General features: G+C 56.2%; 18 protein-coding genes. 13 read left to right on the forward strand and 5 right to left on the reverse strand.

What is annotated here, in order from left to right:
• Positions 1-74: 74 nt before the first annotated feature.
• Positions 75-1,700 (reverse strand): right-handed parallel beta-helix repeat-containing protein, encoded by a 1,626-nt coding sequence (locus AB1724_14770; protein ID MEW6079071.1) that lies wholly within the window; start codon positions 1,698-1,700, stop codon positions 75-77.
• Positions 1,701-1,893: 193 nt separating this feature from the next.
• Between AB1724_14770 and AB1724_14775 the strand changes: the two genes are divergently transcribed.
• Complete coding sequence (locus tag AB1724_14775; GenBank protein MEW6079072.1) at positions 1,894-3,063, forward strand: IS4 family transposase; 1,170 nt, start codon at positions 1,894-1,896, stop codon at positions 3,061-3,063.
• A 153-nt stretch (positions 3,064-3,216) separates the two neighbouring features.
• Here AB1724_14775 and AB1724_14780 read toward each other — a convergent pair whose 3' ends face one another.
• Both AB1724_14780 and AB1724_14785 read right to left on the reverse strand, forming a co-directional pair.
• Positions 3,217-5,706 carry a glycogen/starch/alpha-glucan phosphorylase gene (locus AB1724_14780; protein MEW6079073.1) on the reverse strand — a complete coding sequence of 830 codons (2,490 nt, stop codon included), beginning with the start codon at positions 5,704-5,706 and terminating at the stop codon, positions 3,217-3,219.
• A 17-nt stretch (positions 5,707-5,723) separates the two neighbouring features.
• Positions 5,724-6,875: an NAD(P)/FAD-dependent oxidoreductase gene (locus tag AB1724_14785; GenBank protein ID MEW6079074.1), complete on the reverse strand. Its 1,152-nt coding sequence runs from the start codon at positions 6,873-6,875 to the stop codon at positions 5,724-5,726.
• Between the two features lie 130 nt (positions 6,876-7,005).
• Here AB1724_14785 and purN point away from each other — a divergent pair, with 130 nt between their 5' ends.
• Positions 7,006-7,788: a phosphoribosylglycinamide formyltransferase gene (gene purN / locus AB1724_14790; protein MEW6079075.1), complete on the forward strand. Its 783-nt coding sequence runs from the start codon at positions 7,006-7,008 to the stop codon at positions 7,786-7,788.
• A 37-nt stretch (positions 7,789-7,825) separates the two neighbouring features.
• On the opposite strand, the gene AB1724_14795 is transcribed toward purN, so the two are convergent.
• Complete coding sequence (locus tag AB1724_14795; GenBank protein MEW6079076.1) at positions 7,826-9,322, reverse strand: SagB/ThcOx family dehydrogenase; 1,497 nt, start codon at positions 9,320-9,322, stop codon at positions 7,826-7,828.
• Between the two features lie 95 nt (positions 9,323-9,417).
• Here AB1724_14795 and lepB point away from each other — a divergent pair, with 95 nt between their 5' ends.
• From lepB to AB1724_14840, 9 genes are all read left to right on the forward strand, one after another.
• Positions 9,418-9,918 (forward strand): signal peptidase I, encoded by a 501-nt coding sequence (gene lepB, locus AB1724_14800; GenBank protein MEW6079077.1) that lies wholly within the window; start codon positions 9,418-9,420, stop codon positions 9,916-9,918.
• A complete protein-coding gene (locus tag AB1724_14805; protein MEW6079078.1) occupies positions 9,912-10,412 on the forward strand; it encodes a hypothetical protein in 501 nt (166 codons plus the stop codon). Before lepB ends, AB1724_14805 begins: the two co-directional genes overlap by 7 nt.
• Before the next feature lie 787 nt (positions 10,413-11,199).
• Positions 11,200-12,249: an NAD-dependent epimerase/dehydratase family protein gene (locus AB1724_14810; protein MEW6079079.1), complete on the forward strand. Its 1,050-nt coding sequence runs from the start codon at positions 11,200-11,202 to the stop codon at positions 12,247-12,249.
• On the forward strand, positions 12,246-12,773 hold the full coding sequence (gene cobU, locus AB1724_14815; GenBank protein ID MEW6079080.1) for a bifunctional adenosylcobinamide kinase/adenosylcobinamide-phosphate guanylyltransferase: 528 nt from the start codon (positions 12,246-12,248) through the stop codon (positions 12,771-12,773). Before AB1724_14810 ends, cobU begins: the two co-directional genes overlap by 4 nt.
• A 16-nt stretch (positions 12,774-12,789) precedes the next feature.
• Positions 12,790-13,521, forward strand: coding sequence for an adenosylcobinamide-GDP ribazoletransferase (gene cobS / locus AB1724_14820; protein ID MEW6079081.1), 732 nt, complete (start codon positions 12,790-12,792; stop codon positions 13,519-13,521).
• The gene (locus AB1724_14825) at positions 13,518-14,606 is read left to right on the forward strand and encodes a threonine-phosphate decarboxylase (protein MEW6079082.1); all 1,089 of its coding nucleotides are present in this window, start codon (positions 13,518-13,520) and stop codon (positions 14,604-14,606) included. The genes cobS and AB1724_14825 overlap by 4 nt, the downstream gene beginning before the upstream one ends.
• A 10-nt stretch (positions 14,607-14,616) precedes the next feature.
• On the forward strand, positions 14,617-15,270 hold the full coding sequence (locus tag AB1724_14830) for a lactate utilization protein (protein ID MEW6079083.1): 654 nt from the start codon (positions 14,617-14,619) through the stop codon (positions 15,268-15,270).
• Entirely contained in the window at positions 15,270-16,235 is a 966-nt protein-coding gene (gene cbiB / locus AB1724_14835; GenBank protein MEW6079084.1) for an adenosylcobinamide-phosphate synthase CbiB, read from the forward strand. Before AB1724_14830 ends, cbiB begins: the two co-directional genes overlap by 1 nt.
• A complete protein-coding gene (locus AB1724_14840; protein MEW6079085.1) occupies positions 16,232-17,053 on the forward strand; it encodes a class I SAM-dependent methyltransferase in 822 nt (273 codons plus the stop codon). Before cbiB ends, AB1724_14840 begins: the two co-directional genes overlap by 4 nt.
• Positions 17,054-17,121: 68 nt before the next feature.
• Here the strand turns inward: AB1724_14840 and AB1724_14845 are convergent, their stop codons facing one another.
• Positions 17,122-18,117 (reverse strand): DUF6569 family protein, encoded by a 996-nt coding sequence (locus AB1724_14845; GenBank protein MEW6079086.1) that lies wholly within the window; start codon positions 18,115-18,117, stop codon positions 17,122-17,124.
• Positions 18,118-18,293: 176 nt separating this feature from the next.
• On the opposite strand from AB1724_14845, the gene AB1724_14850 reads away from it, so the two are divergent.
• Together AB1724_14850 and AB1724_14855 are read left to right on the forward strand one after the other, a co-directional pair.
• Positions 18,294-18,902, forward strand: coding sequence for a TetR/AcrR family transcriptional regulator (locus AB1724_14850; GenBank protein MEW6079087.1), 609 nt, complete (start codon positions 18,294-18,296; stop codon positions 18,900-18,902).
• 17 nt (positions 18,903-18,919) lie between these two features.
• Complete coding sequence (locus AB1724_14855; protein MEW6079088.1) at positions 18,920-19,441, forward strand: DUF6125 family protein; 522 nt, start codon at positions 18,920-18,922, stop codon at positions 19,439-19,441.
• The last annotated feature ends 6 nt before the right edge of the window (positions 19,442-19,447 follow it).

Below are 19,447 nucleotides of genomic sequence, written 5' to 3' on the forward strand. Positions count from 1 at the left end.
TCGACTCCGGTTGCTCTCTACCTGAAAAAAGATATCTGCATATAATAAGGACTAGCCGGGCGCTCCGGGCTTGTTCAACCACCGGATAAGATCGTGGCTACGCACGATCTATCCTTGTTCGTTATACAAAAAGCAGCGTTGTCATCATTATAGTCGTTCCATACGCCGTTCGGGGTATCATCGGAACAGTCAGGCGTCCCGTCCCCGTCCGTATCCACATCACTTATGCCGCAACCGCAGGCGCCGGGCGTGAGCTTGTCCGGGTCGTCCGGACAGCCGTCAACGCAGTCCGGTGTTCCGTCACCGTCCCTGTCGGCGCCTGAATCTACAACACCACAGCCACAGACACCGGGTTCGATTTTACCGGGGTCGGCGGGGCAGCCGTCATTACAGTCCGGCGTACCGTCGCCATCCGAATCCTTATCCGGTATGCCGCAGCCGCAGTCACCGGGTACGATTTTATCCGGGTCATCCGGGCAAGTGTCAACGCAGTCCGGTGTCCCGTCCCCGTCCGAATCCGTATCCGGTATGCCGCAGCCGCAGATTCCCGGCGTTATTTTGTTAGGGTCAAGGGGGCAACCGTCGTTGCTGTCCATCGTCCCATCGTTGTCCGTATCCTGGTCAGGCTCTAAAAATTCATCAGCCCCCATATCAAATCCCGCTCCGGAGGGCCTTGCGTCTCCCTCAAAATCAACATTCGGCGCGCCTGCTGAAGTCCCGGTGTTCCGGCAGGGGGAGCCTTGCGTCAGGTGATAATCGAACGGAGCGCCGCCCACAAAGAGCGGGTCGGAGGAAATATTTCCGTTCGTGCCGACAATGAAAACGTCATCTTCGGGATTATATATTACAAAGTAATCGCCCTGGCTATTCATCCACAAATTGTTATAGGTAAGCATTTCATTAGATGATGGTTGGCCTGAAAACATGGCATACCCGTTGTTTCCCGAAATAATATTGTTCTTTACTGTCGGCAATGGGGTGTAAAATAAGAGGCCGTGTCCGGCGTTGTTGGCTATCGAATTATTATAGATCTGAATCGGGCTGCTTTGAGTATATATTCCTGATCCTTGCCAGAGGTAGTCCGTGGCTGCAACGCCGTTATTTATTATTAAACAGTTCCGAACAGCGCCATTGGATGAAAAACTCCGGTAATAAATTCCCGCCGCATCATTATCAGCCACAATACAGGATTCAATCGTCACGTCGGAATTGATGCTGACAAAAACGCCGCCGCTGTATTCTCCTTCATCGCGTCCATTATTGATAATGTGACTATTGGCAATAATGGCCGTAACGTCTTCATCAACCAGTATTCCGCCGCCGAATTTGATTTCTGAATGAAATGTCGGAATGGAACCGTAACCGTTTTGTAGGGTAAAACCATCTAATTTTACCCCTTGCTGTCCATTGCCGATAAAGATGCAGCTTTCCTGGGCGCCGCTGCCATCGATGACAGTCGTATCGGACCCATTTGCGCTGATAAGGGTAATGTTATCCGTTTGCGGCCAGACGATATTCTCCGTGTAGGTTCCGTCGGCGACCAGCACGGTATCGCCGGCGGAGGCTGCATTTAAACCTGCCTGGATGGTAGGATAATCACCCGGAACATTGATGGTGGCTCCATAAGCTGTCCAGCCGGCTAAAAGAAATCCACAAAAAAAGATTAAAGATTTTGACGCTTTCATTTTTTCTCCTTCCAAATCATTGTTCAGACCAACAGGCGTGATAGGGCAGATTATTATCCCAATATCAGTAGTGTCCGGTTTATTTTTAAAAAAAGCCTGTAACTAATTATAATATTAGAGAATAACGACAACAAAGACTGTTATCGATTTGAAATTTGGCGGCCATGGGACATAATCCTTTCGAACCTTAAAACGAAAGGATATTCCCATGAACCATGGCCGTACAGTATTTTCACAAATTTTAGATTTTTTACCAATGCACAAATTCCGTCAATGCGTTAATCGATATAATGGCAACAAAGGCGTACGAACCTTTACCTGCCTGGATCAATTTATGTGTATGGCGTTTGCCCAACTCACCTACCGTGAAAGTTTACGTGATATCGAGTGCTGCCTTCGGTCAATGCAAGAAAAGCTTTATCACATGGGCATAAAGGGGAACGTCTCCCGAAGCACGATTGGCGATGCCAACGAGAAAAGAGATTGGCGAATATACGGTGATTTTGCCATGCATTTGATTGACCAGGCTCGTCAGCTGTATATAGGCGAAGACTTCGGCCTCGAACTGAAAGAGACCGCATATGCGCTTGATGCGTCAACAATCGATTTATGCCTTTCGGTTTTTCCATGGGCTCGTTTCCGGGCAACCAAAGCAGGGATCAAACTCCATGCGCTACTTGACTTACGTGGCAACATCCCCTCATTCGTTGATATAACCGAGGCCAAGGTTCATGACGTCAACATCCTTGATAAAATTATTCCAGAGCCAGGGGCAATATATGTTATGGATCGTGCTTACTTGGATTTTGCACGCCTTTATCGTTTCCATCAAGGGGCGTCGTTTTTTGTAATTCGAAAAAAATCCAACACTGACTTCCGCAGATTGTATTCCAACAAGGTTGATAGCGCTAAGGGCGTTAAATGCGATCAGGTTATCCTATTATCCGGCCTTTATTCTCATAAAGCTTATCCTGAAAAGCTTCGTCGCGTAAAGTATTTCGACGCGGATACCGGGATGCTCTTAAATTTTATGACAAACCAACTTACCCTGCCAGCCTTGACAATAGCCGGGCTTTACAGGTGTCGTTGGCGAATCGAAATATTCTTTAAATGGATCAAACAGCACCTGAGGATCAAAGCTTTTTACGGAACCACTGACAACGCGGTCAAAACACAAATCTGGATCGCCATATCCGTTTATGTCCTGGTTGCGATCATGAAGAAGCGAATGAAGATTGACCTCAGCCTCTACACAATTTTACAGATTTTAAGTATTACTCTTTTTGAGAGAAAGCCCATTTTACAGGTGTTCACAACGACTGAATACCAAAAACCAATTACTAACGGACCTATCCAGCTAAATTTATTCGAAAATTAACCGGACACTACTGTCCCAATATATTTTTTAATTTTAACAACGGCCGTCTTGTTTGTAAATGTCGTTTCTATTCATGCCAGGCGCGGCGACTACTGGCGATAGAACATTGTCGATATTTTTCAGGTACATGGGCAGCAAAGTGGGCTGCGCCGCTTACTTCTTCCCGTTCTGGGTGATGGTCAGGGGCCTGGCCTGCCAGATGTCACGGTTGTATTCCATGATGGTCCGGTCGGAGGAGAATCTCCCCATCCGGGCGACGTTGAGGACGGCTTTTCGCGTCCATTCCTTCTGGTCCCGGTAAAGCCCGTCAATCCGCATCTGGGCGAGATGGTAGGATTCAAAATCCGCCATAATTTTGTACCGGTCTTCCGTGAGCAGAAGATTCACCAGCGGCTGGAAGAGGCCGGGCTGTTCCAGGTTGAAGAAATCGTGCTGAATCAGGTCGATGGCCTGTTTTAATACGGGATCCTTCTGGTAATATTCCCGCGGCGAATAGGACCCGTGCATGTTCTCCACCTCCTCCGCGGTAAGACCGAAAATGAAAATATTGTCCTGGCCGACTTCGTCCTTCATCTCTATGTTGGCGCCGTCCAGGGTGCCGATGGTCAGCGCGCCGTTTAAGGCGAATTTCATGTTGGAGGTGCCGGAAGCCTCAAAACCGGCGGTTGAAATCTGCTCGGAGACATCGGCGGCCGGGAAAATCCGTTCCGCCAGGGAAACCCGGTAATTGGGAATGAATACGACCTTGATCGTCTGGTTGGTCTGCTTGTCGCGGTTGAGCATATCGGCCACATGGCAGATAAATTGAATGATCTGTTTGGCCGTATGATAACCGGGAGCGGCCTTGCCCCCGAAAATGAAGGTTCGGGGATGCATGGCAAAGCCATGGTCCGACTTCAGTTTGATCCAGCAGTAAATCACATGAAGGATATTCAGGAGCTGCCGTTTGTATTCGTGAATCCGCTTGACCTGGATGTCGAAAATGGAGTGGGGTTCGATGAACATGTCCGTCAACTCGTGGATGATGTCGGCCAGATGCTCCTTGTTTTTCAGTTTGGCCGCCTGCCAGGACGCCTGGAATTCCGGATCGCCGCTCAACGGTTCAAGGTCCCGCAGCCGGTCCAGGTCTTTAATCCATTCCCTGCCGATATGGCGGGTTATCAGATCTGACAATTCGGGGTTGGAGGCCAGCAGCCAGCGGCGGGGGGTGATGCCGTTGGTCTTGTTGTTGAATTTTTCCGGGAACAGATCGAAGAAGTCCTTGAACGCTCTTTCCTGGAGCAGACGGCTGTGCAGTTCGGCCACGCCGTTGACGGAGTGGGAGCCCACCATGGCCAGGTGGGCCATGCGGATTTTTTTCCCGTCCGACTCATCGATGAGGGACATGCGCCGGAGCCGGTCCTCGTCATTCAGGTACCGGATGGACACGTCCGTGAGAAAGGCATGGTTGATTTCATAAATGATCTGCAGGTGGCGGGGGAGAAGATGCCCGAACATGTCCACCGGCCATTTTTCCAGGGCCTCCGACAGGAGGGTGTGATTGGTGAAGGCGCAGGTCCGCCGGGTGATGTCCCAGGCCTTGTCCCATTCCAGGTCGTATTTGTCCACCAGCAGGCGCATGAGTTCGACCACCGCCAGGGAGGGGTGGGTATCGTTCATCTGAATGGCGACTTTATCGGGAAACTCATTAAACGAGGTGTGGCTGATCCGGTAACGGCGAATAATATCCTGGATGGAACAGGATACGAAAAAATACTGCTGCTTGAGCCGGAGCTCCTTGCCCTGATAGACGTTATCGTTGGGGTAGAGCACCTTGGAAATATTTTCGGAGATATTTTTCTCTTCCACCGCCTTGAGATAGTCGCCATGCTGGAAATACCCCAGGTCGAACTCATTGGAGGCCTGGGCATACCAGAGCCGCAGGGTGTTGACCGTCTGGTTGCCGTATCCGCCGATGGGCGTGTCATAGGCGATGCCGAGTATATTACTGGTGTCGATCCATTCGTTTTTCATGGTACCGTCCGGCCGGGGAATCTGCCGGACGCTGCCATAAAACTGAACGGGAAAGGTGTATTCGGGCCGGGGGATTTCCCAGGGATTGCCGTGTTTCAGCCAGTTCTCCGGCAGTTCGATCTGACACATGTTACGGATCTGCTGCTCGAAAATGCCGAATTCATAACGGATGCCGTAACCGTAGGACGGCAGTTCCAGGGCGGCGATGGAATCCAGGAAACAGGCGGCCAGTCTGCCCAGACCGCCATTGCCCAGCCCCATGTCCGGCTCCATTTCCACCAGTTCGTCCAGATCGATATGGACTTCTTTCATGGCCTGCCGGGTTTCATCATAGATGCCCAGGTTGATGAGATTGTTGACCAGCACCCGGCCCATGAGATACTCCGCCGACAGGTAATATACCCTTTTGACGTCATTGGCGTAATACATCTGCTGGGTCTGAAGCCATCGCTCGATCATCCGGTCCCGAGCGGTCAGGGCCAGGGCCTGGTAAAGATCGCGGAAGGTGGCCGTGTACTGATCCTTGGACAGGGAGTATTCCAGATGGTTGGCAAAGGAAAGCTGAATGCCCTTGACATCCATGCCCTTTTTGAACAGGCCCCAGGAGTTGAAGAGTTCACTGTTTTTCATGTTCATTGTTCTTCCTTTCACGGCAGCAGCGTTTGAGACATCCACAGGGGCAGGGTACGGACCATTTCCGCCACACCCTGCTTCCAGGTGATGCGGCCGTTGTTGATAGAGATGATCAGCTGTTGCAGATGGGCTGACTTGCGGATAGCCGGGTAAAAGGCAAAAGGAAAACGGTAAAACCCGAAATTGAACACCCGGGCCCACCACAGGTCACGGGTAATCTCCCGGTTGACCGCGGTCTGATAATGCTCAAGGGAGCCGGTCCCGCCGGCCGCGGCTTTTGCGATTGCCTCGGCTGCCATCATCCCGGATCGGGCGGCGTAATAAATTCCTTCCCCGAAGAAGGGGTCGGGCATGGCGGCGGCGTCCCCGGCCAGCAGGGCGGTTTTGTTCACCAGGATCCGGCGGGTTCCTCCCCGGGGGATGAGGCCGCCTTTCCAGTAGCGGATTTTTTTCCCCCGCAGCAGGTCGTGATCATTGATATAGCGGAGCAGGACGGCGTTCAGGCCCCTGGGCCGAAGGCTGGTGGAGAAAACGCCCACGGAGAGGTGATCCGATTTGGGGAATATCCAGGCATACCCCTTCTTGACTACGTGAAAGTCAAAGCGGGCCAGGTCGTTGACCGGCTCCAGCTGCCCGGGGGAAACTTCCACTTCGGCGGTCAGGGCCGGGGCATAGCGGTCAAAGGACTGCATCAGGCCCAGGCAGCGGGCCGTCCGTGAGACCGCGCCGTCGGCACCAACCAGAAAATCGGCATAATAGCGGTCCCGATCGGTACGGACAACCCAGCCGTTTTTTTCCGGATGCAGTGCAACGAACGACTCCTGCTCATGCAGTTCGGCGCCGTCTTCCACCGCTTTTTTAACCAGCAGGGCGTCAAATCGGCCCCGGGTGACCATGAAACCGGCCCCCTCCGGGCTGCTGATCACGGTCGGCTTTAGGGACCTTAAAGAAATTTCGGTGCGGGTGATGTCGGCTTCGATAGCGGGCGTCAGGTCAAAATCAAACAGGTCCTTTGCCTTCCGGGAAAAACCGCCGCCGCACGGTTTCGACCTGGGAAACCGCTCCCTGTCCAGGAGCAGCACGCGCGTTCCCCGGCGGGCCAGCGTCCTGGCGCAGGTGGCGCCGGCCGGTCCCGCGCCGATGATGATAACGTCGAAAGTTCGCATGCCGGACATTCCGGGTTCCTTGCTGAAGAGGGGGGGCGGCGTTTAAGTTTATATTGAAAAACCGCCCGCATCATGGGTATATTGACGGATATTTTTCCCATACTTTTCTTATCCTGGCAAGGAGTAATCCATGACGATCCGCATCGGCGCGCTGATTTCGGGAACCGGTTCCAACCTGTCGGCGGTGATGGCCGCCTGCCGGTCGGGCAAAATAGACGGCAGGGTGGTCTTTGCCGGGGCGGACAATCCCGGCGCGGCCGGTCTGGAAAAAGCCAGGGCAGCGGAAATTCCCGCGTTCGTCGTGGATTACCGGGACATGATCCGTCAATACCGGCAATCCCCGGAATCTTTTTCCGCTCCGGATGATTTTGATGCCGAGTCGGTCTACAGGAAAACAGCCTTATTTGAGGGCCGCCCACTGGATGAAGTGATGCGGGCATTTCTAACCATCCGGGCCGCGGCCGAAGCCCGGCTGCTGAAAGAGATGACGGCCTATCCCTGTGACCTTTTGATCCTGGCCGGATTCATGCGCAACCTGACGCCTTATTTTATCGACCGGTTCAACACCGACCCGGCGCGACCCCGGATCATGAACATTCATCCGGCCCTGCTGCCGGCATTTCCCGGTGTGGACGGGTATGGCGATACCTTCCGTTACGGCTGCAAGGTCGGCGGCTGTACGGTTCATTTTATCGATTACGGCGAGGACACGGGACCGATTATCGGCCAGCGGTCCTTTGAAATCCTTCCGGAAGACACCATTGACACCGTCAGGCAGAAAGGCTTGAGCCTGGAATGGGAATTGTATCCATACTGCATCCAGCTTTTTGCGGAAAACCGTCTGCGGCTGAAAAAGCTGGCCCATGAGCAGGAGGGAATAAAGACGGAACGGACGATCGTTGTCGTCCAATAAACCCTTGACCCCTCGACCCTCCTTGAATCCTTGAATCCTATTTAATCTGCCCCACAGCCGCCAGGTACAGCAGGGCCGACGATCCGTTCAGCCCCAGCAGTTGTTCCGCCTCATTGTCGTAAAAGGCGCCGATCCCGCAGCACCCCAGGCCCATGGCCGTGGCCGCCAGGTAAACGGCATGCCCCAGCCGTCCGGCGGTCATCATGGCGTAACGGTATCCCCTGGGGCCCAGACGGCGATCGATGGTGTCCAGATTGGTCATGAACAGAAAATGGACGGCGGCGTTCTTCAGCCATTCCTGGTTCAGGCAGGCGGCGGTCATGGACGGAATCAGATCCATGGCGGCCACGGAGCCGAACTGCCGCGAGGCCGGATTCAGCAGGTAAAACCCCGGTCTGATGTCATCCACATTCCAGCAGAGAAAACCGGTCTGAACGGTCTTTGAAACGGCCGGAACCTCCTGCTCGCCGGTCAGGCATGCCCGGCAGATCATTTCCAGCAGGCAGGCGAATTGCCCGGTTGAAACCGGCTCGGGGATAAAGTTGCGCCGCGACCGCCGTCGTATCACGGCCTGGGCATAACCGAACCGTATGGGGTCATTGCCGGGATCAAAAGAAAACAGAAAAGGCCGCCATTGATCGATGGCAAGGCCCAGGTCGGGCGCCTGGATATCCGGGACATCGACGGGAACGGGCAGGACGGTTTCCCCGGACCGATGGGCCACGGCAATTTCCTCGTAAGCGGTTTCCGTTTCCGAAACCCGGCTGGCGGCGGCGATTCGGAGCGGCAGTTCATCCAGGGCGCTTATCGAAAGCGGTGATGGGGCGCTGCCCCTGCCGATGCGGATGCCGGCCAGACCGACTTCACGGTCCGGATCAACCCCCAGCAGGCGATTGATCTGATGATCGTCAAAATCATAGAACAACGCGCCCGGTTGGCCGGCGGCGACCAGGGCCAGGCGGGCGCTTTCAACCAGATGACCGCCGTCCAGCAGAACATAGCGGTAAGCGCGGTTGCGGTATTTCCAGGCGCTTCGAAAGAAGATGCCGGAGATGAGGAAAACACCGTGGCTGTCCTCGGCTTCCGGCATGAACGCCCGGAAATCGCCGTCACGAAGACGGGTCAGTTGCCGCTGGTGCGGTTCATAATGATAAAGCCCCGCCGTCAGGTCGTCACTGCCGAACCAGGCCAGATAAAGCTCGTTGGGGTAAAGCGCCCCGGCCGACGGGGGGCTGCGGTAATAAAAATAACCGCCCTGATGACGGGACCGGCCGGTCAGTCCATTGGCCAGATAGAAGATTCTGGACAGGTCTTCCATATCCGGAGGAGCGGGCCGGTCATCGGTTACGCTCCCGGAAGAAACGACGTCCCATTCCCCGGGGAAAAGGCTGGAGATTTCCGGGAGTGTCACGGCGGGAAGATCGCTATAGGACTTGAATTGCCGTGGCTGGGCGGCCCAGTTCATGGGGTGGGGCGTCATCCGGTGACGGTCATAGGCGGTGAGGCGATGATAGTGCCGGGACGTTTTTGTCATGGCGCACCTCGGGCTTGATAAAGATTGACGGGGCAGGTAACTATATTCAATAATACCATGAAAAGAGAAAAAAAGTCCATTGATTCCCGAAGGTGATGATGACCGCAGGCACCATCCGCCGCTTTCTGTTTCCGCGACCGGACCGGCGCTATCTTGTCCGTGTCCTGATAGTCGCCCTCACCGCTTTTGTCATTTTCAAATTTGTTTTGATCCCCTTTCGTATCAGCGGGGACAGCATGTGGCCGACCTACCGGAACGGAGGCATGAACTTCTGTTTTACCCTGGCCTTTCTTTTTTCCGATCCCGTCCGAGCGGATGTGGTCACCATCCGGCTGGCCGGGAACCGGGCCATGCTGCTTAAACGGATCGTGGCCCTGGAGAATGACACGGTCGAGTTCCGGGATGGCCGGTTGCTGGTCAATCAGCAGGTGGTGCCGGAACCTTATGTGTCCGGACCGTGCGACTGGAACCTGCCCCCGCGCACGGTCAAACCCGGTCATGTTTACGTGGTCGGTGACAACCGCAGCGTGCCCATGGATCGGCACCACTTCGGGCAGACCCCTGTTGAAAGGATTGTCGGAGAGCCCCTATGGTAAAATCAAAGCATCTGCTGATCGCCGCCGTGCTGGTGGCGGCCGGCATCACCGGTTTTCTGCTGTTTTACAGCAGCGATGAGACCGTCATTAAAAAGCGGTTCAAGTCCCTGGCCGCGGATTTTTCCCGGGAGTCTCCGGAAAACGATCTGCTGAACGCGGCCAAATCCAAGCGAATCGCCAACATGTTCGCGAAAACCTGCCGGGTGGTTATCCCCGACTATGACGTGGCCCGGACCTTTTCCCGGGACGATGTTCAGCCCTATGTGATGATGGCACGGTCCCGGTACAAGGATATAGCCATTAATTTTTTTGACTTTTTCATCTCTTTCCCTGGACAGGGCCGGGCCGCGGTCAATGTCAGCGTCTTTGTCCGGGCCACCCCCGTGGCCGGGGAGCCGGTCCAGGAAATCCACGAAATGGTGTTTTCCCTGGAAAAAGGGGAGGAGGAGTGGCTGTTTACGGATATTGAGAGCGTGGAGGTATTAGAGAAATAAAAACTTAGGAAGCATGCGGAAGGGGATCTTGTTCGCTCCCCGGCCATTTTGGGCGGGCTCAAGTATTCTGGCTGAATTTCTCGAACTCGGGCTGTTCAACAGGTCATGAAATGTCCGAAATCCACCCTCATACAACGAGAAATTCTTTACGCCAGAATCCTTGAGCCCTTGTTTCCCAAAATGCCCGCAGGTCGCTTACAAAAAACCCCTTTTCCGAATGCGCTCTATTCAAATATTTGAGCAGGTGGAAACCGTTCCACATATACCATGGACGTTGCAAAAAGTGTGTTGGTGAGCGCCGTTGAGCCTTTTGGGAAATAGCCGGGTGGCGTCATCCGCGAAAAGCGTTTCTCGCTGTCCGAGGGCGCCGGCAGAAATTTTAGAATATCCTGCGCAGCCCGAGTTCGAGAAACGCCGCGGATGAGGACAGCCGGCCCCAAAAGGGTCAGGGCGCGAACCAACATGCTTTTGGCAATAACGCTGGCGCATCCTCCCAATAATCACAGGGGCGACCGCCGGTCGCCCCTACGCCGTTTTCCCGAAAGGCGGTCTGAAAAACGCCCCTGCGTTCCCCCGGAAGGCAGCCTGTCGACCAGTCACGGTAAATAACCCCAAAAAAATCTCACAATCACCCTGATTCGGCAACTGCCTCTTGTAATCCCGTGCCTAATGGCTTAAATTCTTCCTGTTATTCAACAAAAAACTTAACACTTAAAACTTAATCACTTAACACTTAAAACTTAATCACTTAACACTTAACACTTAAAACTTAATCACTTTTAATTCTATGCCCACCTCATACGAAAAATTAACGCAACAACTCGCTTCCGATCCCCGTACCTGGCTGGTCACCGGCGTGGCCGGTTTCATCGGCTCCAATCTGCTGGAAACGCTGCTTCAGCTTGACCAGAAAGTGGTCGGGCTGGACAATTTTTTTACCGGCCACCGTCATAATCTCGACGAGGTGCGTCATTCGGTGGCCGACAGCCAGTGGGAGCGTTTCCGGTTTATCGAAGGCGATATCCGGGACCCGGAAACCTGCCGCATGGTCTGCCAGGGCGTGGACTATGTCCTGCACCAGGCGGCCCTGGGATCGGTCCCCCGGTCCATCGAGGATCCGATCCTGACCAACGCCTGCAACATCAGCGGTTTTGTGAACATGCTGGTGGCGGCCCGGGACGCGAAGGCCAAGCGGTTTGTCTATGCCGCTTCCAGTTCCACCTACGGTGACCAGCCGGATCTGCCCAAAAAAGAGGATATCATCGGCAAGCCCCTGTCGCCCTATGCGGTGACCAAGCTGGTCAATGAACTGTACGCGGACGTGTTCGCCTCGGCTTACGGCACCGAGGCCGTGGGACTGCGTTACTTTAATGTGTTCGGCCCCCGCCAGGACCCGGACGGTGCCTATGCCGCGGTCATCCCCCTGTGGATCGGCGCCCTGTTAAGGGGCCGGCCGGTCTACATCAACGGCGACGGCGAGACCAGCCGCGACTTCTGCTATATTGCCAACGCGGTCCAGGCCAACCTGCTGGCGGCCCTGACCGAAAATCCGGAGGCCGTCAACCGGGTTTATAATGTCGCCGTGGGCGAACGCATCAGCCTGAACACCCTTTTTTCACACCTGCGCGACAACCTGGGCCAGCGATTTCCAGAGATCCTGAAAGTCGACCCGATCTACCGGGATTTCCGGACGGGCGACGTGCGTCACTCCCAGGCGGACATCACCCGGGCGAAAACCCTGCTGGGTTACGTTCCCACTCATGATGTGGGGCAGGGGCTGGTTGAAGCCATGGATTGGTATGTGCGATTTTTTTGTAAAGAGGAAGGTCGGCGATGAAGGAGATCGCTCTGGTTACCGGCGGCTGCCGCAGCGGAAAAAGCGCTCACGCCCTGGCCCTGGCCGCGTCCATGGCGGCCGGGCCGCGATATTTCCTGGCCACCTGCGTGCCCGGTGACCGGGAAATGCAGGACCGGGTGGCCCGGCATCAGCAGGACCGGGGAAAAGAGTGGCAGACCATCGAATGCCCGGTCGCCATCGGTGAGGCCATCCTGCGCGTATCCGAAAAAAACAATGTCGTTCTGGTGGACTGCCTGACCCTGTGGATGAACAACCTCCTGGCGGAAACTGAAGACCAGGTCTTTCTGGAACAGCATATCGATGCGCTGACGCAGGCTCTGACCAGGGCGGCCGGAAGTGTCATCCTGGTGACCAACGAGGTCGGCTGCGGCATTGTTCCGGCCGACCGGCTGACCCGTCTGTTCCGGGACATGACCGGACTGGCCAATCAGCGCGTGGCCGCCGCCGCGGACAAGGTGGTCTGGATGGTTTCCGGCGTGCCGGTAATAATTAAGGTGGCCTAAAAGGAACGGGATGTAAATGAAGAATATCCTCTCGGCCCTGCGTTTTTTCACGATTCTTCCCCTGGGGGCGGGAGACGGCCAATTCGCTCCCCGGCGCCTGGCGGCCAGTCTGCCGGCAGCCGGGCTGATCGTCGGTCTGCTGACGGCCGCTTTTGATCTGCTGGCCTCGCGCCTGTGGCCCGGTCCGGCAGCGGCGGCCCTGGATGTGGTTTTCCTGGCCGTTGTCAGCGGCGCCCTGCACCTGGACGGTCTGGCCGACACGGCCGACGGCCTTTACGGCGGCAAGACCCGGGAGCGGGCCCTGGAGATCATGAAAGACAGCCGCACCGGCGCCATGGGCGTGGCGGCGGTGGCCTGCTGCCTGCTGGCCAAGTGGGCCGGTATTTTCAGCCTGGACGCGCCGTCCCGGTTTTTGTTTTTAACGCTCGTCCCGGCCTATGCCCGGGGCAGCGCCCTTTTCGGTTTCGCTTTTCTTTCCTATGGCCGGCAGGGGGACGGGACGGGACGGGCCTTTTTTGACGAACCCCTGTCCGTGGCCGATTTCCGCTGGCTGATTCTGCCCGCGGCCCTGTCCCTGCTGGCCGGATGGCGGTGCCTGGTACTCAATGCCGGTTTTGCCGCGGTGGTCGCGGTCGTCCTGATGTTTTACAAAAAAAGAATCAACGGCATTACCGGCGACATGCTCGGGGCCATGATCGAGGTCACGGAAACACTCCTGTTTCTGGCCGTGGCAACGAGGCTGTCATGATCAAGGGACATGGCGGCAACATATACGACCTGGCCCGGGAACTGGGCTGCCCGCCGGCGGACATCATCGACATGAGCAGCAACGTCAACCCCTTCGGGCCACCACCGGGCCTGCTTGATTTTCTGGCGGGGAAACTGGAGCAGGTCACGGCCCTGCCGGAGGTGGACGCCGGAGAGATCCGTCGCGCCTTTGCCGGCCGGCACGGCCTTGATCCTGCGCGGGTGCTGGCGGGAAACGGCACCACCCAATTGATTTACATCCTGCCCCGGTCGCTTAAAAGCCATCGTGCCCTGATCCTGGCGCCCACCTATGCCGATTACGCCGACGCCTGCCGGATGAACGGCGTGCCTTTTGATTATCTGACGGCCGATGAATGCGCGGGCTTTGTCCATAACCCGGAAGATATTTCCCGGGCCGTGGTCGATTCCGGGGCGGATACGGTCTTTATCTGCAATCCCAACAATCCCACCGGGACATTGCTGTCCGCCCGGGCCATCGCTGATCTGTGCCGGACCCATACCCGGGCCCGTTTTATTATCGACGAGTCCTATCTCGGTTTCGTGCCCGACGGAAAAAATGCGAGCATGATGTACGAAAATGTTCCGGACAACGCCATCGTGCTCAACTCCATGTCCAAGATCTTCCGGGTTCCCGGCCTGCGGATCGGGTTCGTTTTTGCGTCGCGACCGGTGACGGACGCCGTCGCGGATTTTCTTCTTCCCTGGAGCGTCAACAGCCTTTCCCAGGCCGCCGTAGCCTGGCTCATGCAAAACAACGATGCAGTCAGCCGGTTTGTGGACCAGACCGTGGCCCTGCTCGAAGAAGAAAAGCAGTTCCTGGCCGACCGAGTCAAGGCCATTTCCGGCATCCGTTTGTTCGCTTCCGTGACGTCGTTTGTCCTGGCAGCCCTGATAAAACAGGGCCAGGCCGACGGGCTCTGCCGCTTTCTGGCCGGTCACGGCATCCTGATCCGGAACTGCGCCAATTTTTATGGACTGTCCTCCCGCCATGTGCGGTTCTCTTTGAAAACCCGCGCGGAGAACAGTATATTGGCGGATAAATTAAATGATTATTTTAAGGGGTAGGAGAACAATCATGGAAAATCCGATTCGCGCTTACTGGCAGACCCGTCTGGAGGCGGTAAAAAAGAACCTGGTTACCAATCATTTTGAAGCTCACCTGGTGCAGACGGCCGATGAAGCCGGGCTTTTGGTCCTGGGGACCATCATTCCGGCGCTATCGCCGGCCAGCGTCGCCTGGGGCGGATCCCTGACCTTCATGGCCTCGGGCCTGTATGACCTGCTCAAAACCCGACCGGACATGAAGGTGCTGGATACCTATGACAAGAACATTTCCCGGGAAGAGGGGCTGGAACGGCGACGCCAGGCCCTGCTGACCGACCTGTTCATCTGCGGCACCAACGCCATCACCGACAGCGGCAAGCTGGTCAACCTGGATATGATCGGCAACCGGGTGGCGGCCCTGACCTTCGGGCCGAAACATGTCATCGTCCTGGCCGGCCGGAACAAGATCGTGGAAAACGTGGACGCGGCCGTGGCCCGGATCAAGAATTACGCCGCGCCGGTGAACACCCGTCGGCTGGACAAGAAGACCCCCTGCGCGGCCACCTCCTATTGCCAGGACTGCAACAGCCCGGACCGGATCTGCAACGTCTGGACCATCACGGAAAAATGCTATCCCAAGGGACGGGTCAAGATCATCCTGATCAACGATGACCTCGGGTTCTGATGATGTTCGCCTTTTCCTGGTTCATGCTGCCGGCCGCCTTTGTCCTGGACTACCTGCTGGCTGACCCCCAGTACCCGCTTCATCCCATCCGGATTATGGGCCGGGCCGTCACCCGGGCCGAGAGGGTCTTCCGTGGCTTGTCCCTGTCGCCGTTTTCGGCCGGCCTGTTGTTCGCCCTCAGCCTGATCCTGGGCGCCTGGGTGGCGGCGGCGTTGATCCTTGTGGTCGCCGCGGCGGTTTCGCCGGTGCTGGCCGGTGCGGTTAACATCCTGATGATCTATTTCTGCGTTTCCGCCCGCAGCCTGGAAAATGAGGCCGCCGCCATCCGTAAAAGCCTGGTGGCCGGCCGGCTGGAAGACGCCAAAAACACTCTGGCCATGATCGTCGGCCGGGACGTGGATCCCCTGGACGAGTCCGGCGTCTCCCGGGCCGCCGTGGAGACCGTGGCCGAAAACCTGGTGGACGGGGTGATCTCCCCGATTTTTTACGCCGCCGTGGGCGGCGCTCCCATGGCCGTGGCCTTTAAAATGGTCAGCACCCTGGATTCCATGGTGGGCTACAAGGACGAGGATTACTTTTATTTCGGAAAGGCCGCGGCCCGGATCGACGACATCGCCAACTTCATCCCGGCCCGGATCTCGGTTTTCATTATCTCCCTGGCCGCCTTCCTGCTGTTCCGCAGCGGCAGCGACGCCCTGTCCGTAGCAAAAAAAGACAGACGCAGGCACAGCAGTCCCAACGCCGGTTACCCGGAGGCGGCCTTTTCCGGAGCCCTTTCGGTTCAATTAGGCGGGCCGAATTACTACCAGGGCGAACTGGTGGACAAACCTTATATCGGCGAAGGCCTGGGCCGGGCGCGGCCCCTGCACATCGAAAAAGCCTGCCGCCTGATGATGCTGTCGTCGATTTTGTTTATTATGCTGGCCTGCCTGGCAATGATCATCAGCCCTCCGGTGTTGCCATGAAACCCGAGCGGACGTATCAACTTAATTTTTCAGACTTCCGCCCGGCCATGCTTGATTTCGAAGGGCGGAGAAGAAAAGCCGCCACAATGGTTTCCGTTTTAAGCGACTACTTCGAATATTGCTTAAGTCCGGTTGTCCCGCTACAGCGCCTGCGGGTTCTCGACATCGGCGGATCCACCGGAATCATCGATGAGTATTTGTCCCGCTATTTCGGTTCCGTTACCGGAATAGATATCGATACGAAAGCCGTCCGGTTCGCGTCCGAAACCTTTGACAGGGGGAATCTTTATTTTCATCCTGGTGACGCGATGAAATTAGCGGTTCGCGACGAAACTGTTGATGTGGTGATTTGTTCACAAGTTTATGAACACGTCCCGGACGCCCGGAAAATGATTGACGAAATTTACCGGGTTCTCAGGCCGGGCAGCGTCTGTTACTTCGCGGCGTCGACCCGCCTGATGTGGAACGAACCTCATTACAGTTTACCTCTTCTATCCGTCGTGCCGAGGCGCATTGCTCACTGGTATATTCGAATGGCGGGAAAGGCTGATTGTTATCACGAGCTGCATCTTTTCTCCTGGGAACTGAAACAACTCGTCAGCCGTTTCAAGATAGTTGACTATACACGAAAAATCATCGTGAACCCTGATCAATTTAAGACCAGCTATTTATTCCCTCCCGGCTCAACCAAAACGCGGCTGGCCCGATTGGTCGCTGACCGTTTATACTGGGCCATGCCCGGGTACATCTGGCTGCTTAAGAAACCAGGAACGTTTGCAGTTCAACAGGACATTCCCGGCGACGTCTGGCAAGCTTAATCGGGTAGGGGGCGACCCGCCGGTCGCCCCTGGAATATGTCTACCGCTTTTGGTGTCGGTCCGTGGCCTTACGATCGGCCGCGGGCTCTGCGGCTGGAGAATCGCTGCATCCGGCCGTTCCTGATTCTTCCGGCTTCTTTGAACCGGGCAAATGAGGACAGGTGGAGCAGGGTATCCTCGTGGATCAGGGCAAACCCGTTGACCCGGTCGGATTCAAAGCGGATATCCCGGCCCAGGGCCACCGACGGGTGGCTTTCGGCCGAAGCCGACTTCACGGCGGCGATAAAGGCCGCCGGGTCGGGGCCGCCGGCGGTGGGCGCCTGTTCCGTGTCCAGCCAGTCGATGGCGTCCAGGGCATAGCTGTCGATCAGTTTGCCGAACACCATGGCAAACGTTTCCGGCCGGCTGAACATGTCCGCACCGACGATGGCCCCGTTGATGGCCAGGATCGCGCCGACCTGGTTGTCGAGGGCGTGAAATTGGCGCCGGAAGTCTTCCAGCCTGGTTTTTTCCTTTTCATAGATGGCCGCCATGGCCATGCTGTGCGACCGGGCGCCACGACGGTCGGCCCGTTCCGCGATGTCCTCCCAGATGGCGCTCTGATCCGACTGGAATTTCAGCCCGGATTTGAGACTGCTCCTGACCTGGTCGGATTTAAAGGCCCGCATGCGGGGGGACATGACCCGGTTTTCACTGGAAAAGTGCGGGCTGTTGTAAGACCAGCGGCCCTGCTCGCAGCAGCTGACCGGGATGGTGACGGCGGTCCCGGCGGCGACCAGGATGGTGGTGTTGATGACCCGGTTCTGCCTGGCCCCGACCAGTTCTTCGCCGTCAAGCATCAGCAGCATGTGCCCGCCGCGGTTGTCCACTATCAGTTCCGGAACCGATCCGCCCTCGCTGATTTCCGATATGGTAACACATTGTTTTTCCAGGGCTTCATCCAGCAGCAGGTAATCCAGCCCGCTGGTCCGGTCCGAGAGCAACGGAAACAGGGTCAGGTTCTTCCAGGCTTGGGCGGGGCCCACGTTCATGTCGTCCAGAAATGCCGCAATTGTCTTTTCCATGGCGGTTTCTCCTTTTCAGGGTTTAGAGATATTTTCTATTGTTATGAGAAACCTACCACTGCGTTGTGACAGATCCGGTCACAGATGCGAAAATTTTTAATCGGTAAAAGGGGAAAAAAGTCGGGCCAGGCGAAAAGTGCTTGACTAGAATTAAATTCTAAAATATGATTTTGACCATGAAAACACTCAACGCCACCCACGTCAATTCTCCCGTTCGGCAGCGACAGATCATCGAGGCGGCCCTGGCCTGTTTCACCGAAAAAGGGTTTCCGGCCACCAGCATCGCCGACATCTGCCGGAAAGCCGGCGCCAGCACCGGCAGCGTCTATCATCATTTTAAAAGCAAGGGCCGGCTGGCGGCCGCCATTTATCTGGAAGGGATCCGCGATTACCAGACCGGGATGATCGATATCCTCTCCAAGCAGCAGACGGCCAGGGAAGGCATCTTTGCCATTGTCCGTTTCCATCTGACCTGGGTGAAGGAGCACCCGGAATGGGCCCGGTTCCTGTTCCAGAAGCGTCATGCCGAATATATGGACGACACGGAAGATGAAATGAAGCGGCTCAACGCCGAATTCGCCAAAGGCATGTCCGGCTGGTTTCAGAAAAACATCGAGGCGGGAACGATCAAGGCCCTGCCCCGGGATGTGTTTATCGCGCTGCTGCTGGGGCCGTGCCAGGAGTTTGCCAGGATGGTTGTGGGTGGATATGCCAAATCCGATGTGACCGTCGCGGCCCGGAAACTGGCGGAGGCTGCCTGGGCCGCCCTGGGTGCAGAATCGTAAAGCAGAGGAGGGAAAAAATGAACGGACTCGAATCTCTTGAAAAGAACGACATTAAGGAACTGCTCAGCAAGGGCTGGATCACCCACGACGCCATGTGGTTTCTGCATTCCTTAAAAGAGGTCGGCATGGAAAAGACCAACCGCATCAACCGGCTGGCCGTGGAATCCATGGCCGCCATCGAGGTGGCCCGCCTGAAAAAAGCCCTGGGATTTGAAAAGGAAACCGTCACCTCGTTTGACGACCTGGTCGAGTTTTTGAGCCGGGCCATGGACCTGGTCCTGGCCCGCTTCATGCGGTTTAAGGTCGACACGCCGGCCAGGAACGTGATCCACTGGGAAATGGAAAAAGACGCCTGCTTCGCCTACAAAGGGATTTCCGGCATGGGTGTCATCGATCAGTATCATTGCGGCGTGCTGTACCGCATCGAAAACTGGCTTCGCGGACTGGGGGTCGCCTATGAGATGCGGCCGCCGGTTACCAACTGCCTGATGCACGCTACCGGTGAGTGCAAGGGCGATTTTATATTAAACCTGTCATAATTGAGG

The organism is Thermodesulfobacteriota bacterium (genome assembly GCA_040753795.1).
In the GTDB taxonomy this organism is placed as follows: domain Bacteria; phylum Desulfobacterota; class Desulfobacteria; order Desulfobacterales; family Desulfosudaceae; genus JBFMDX01.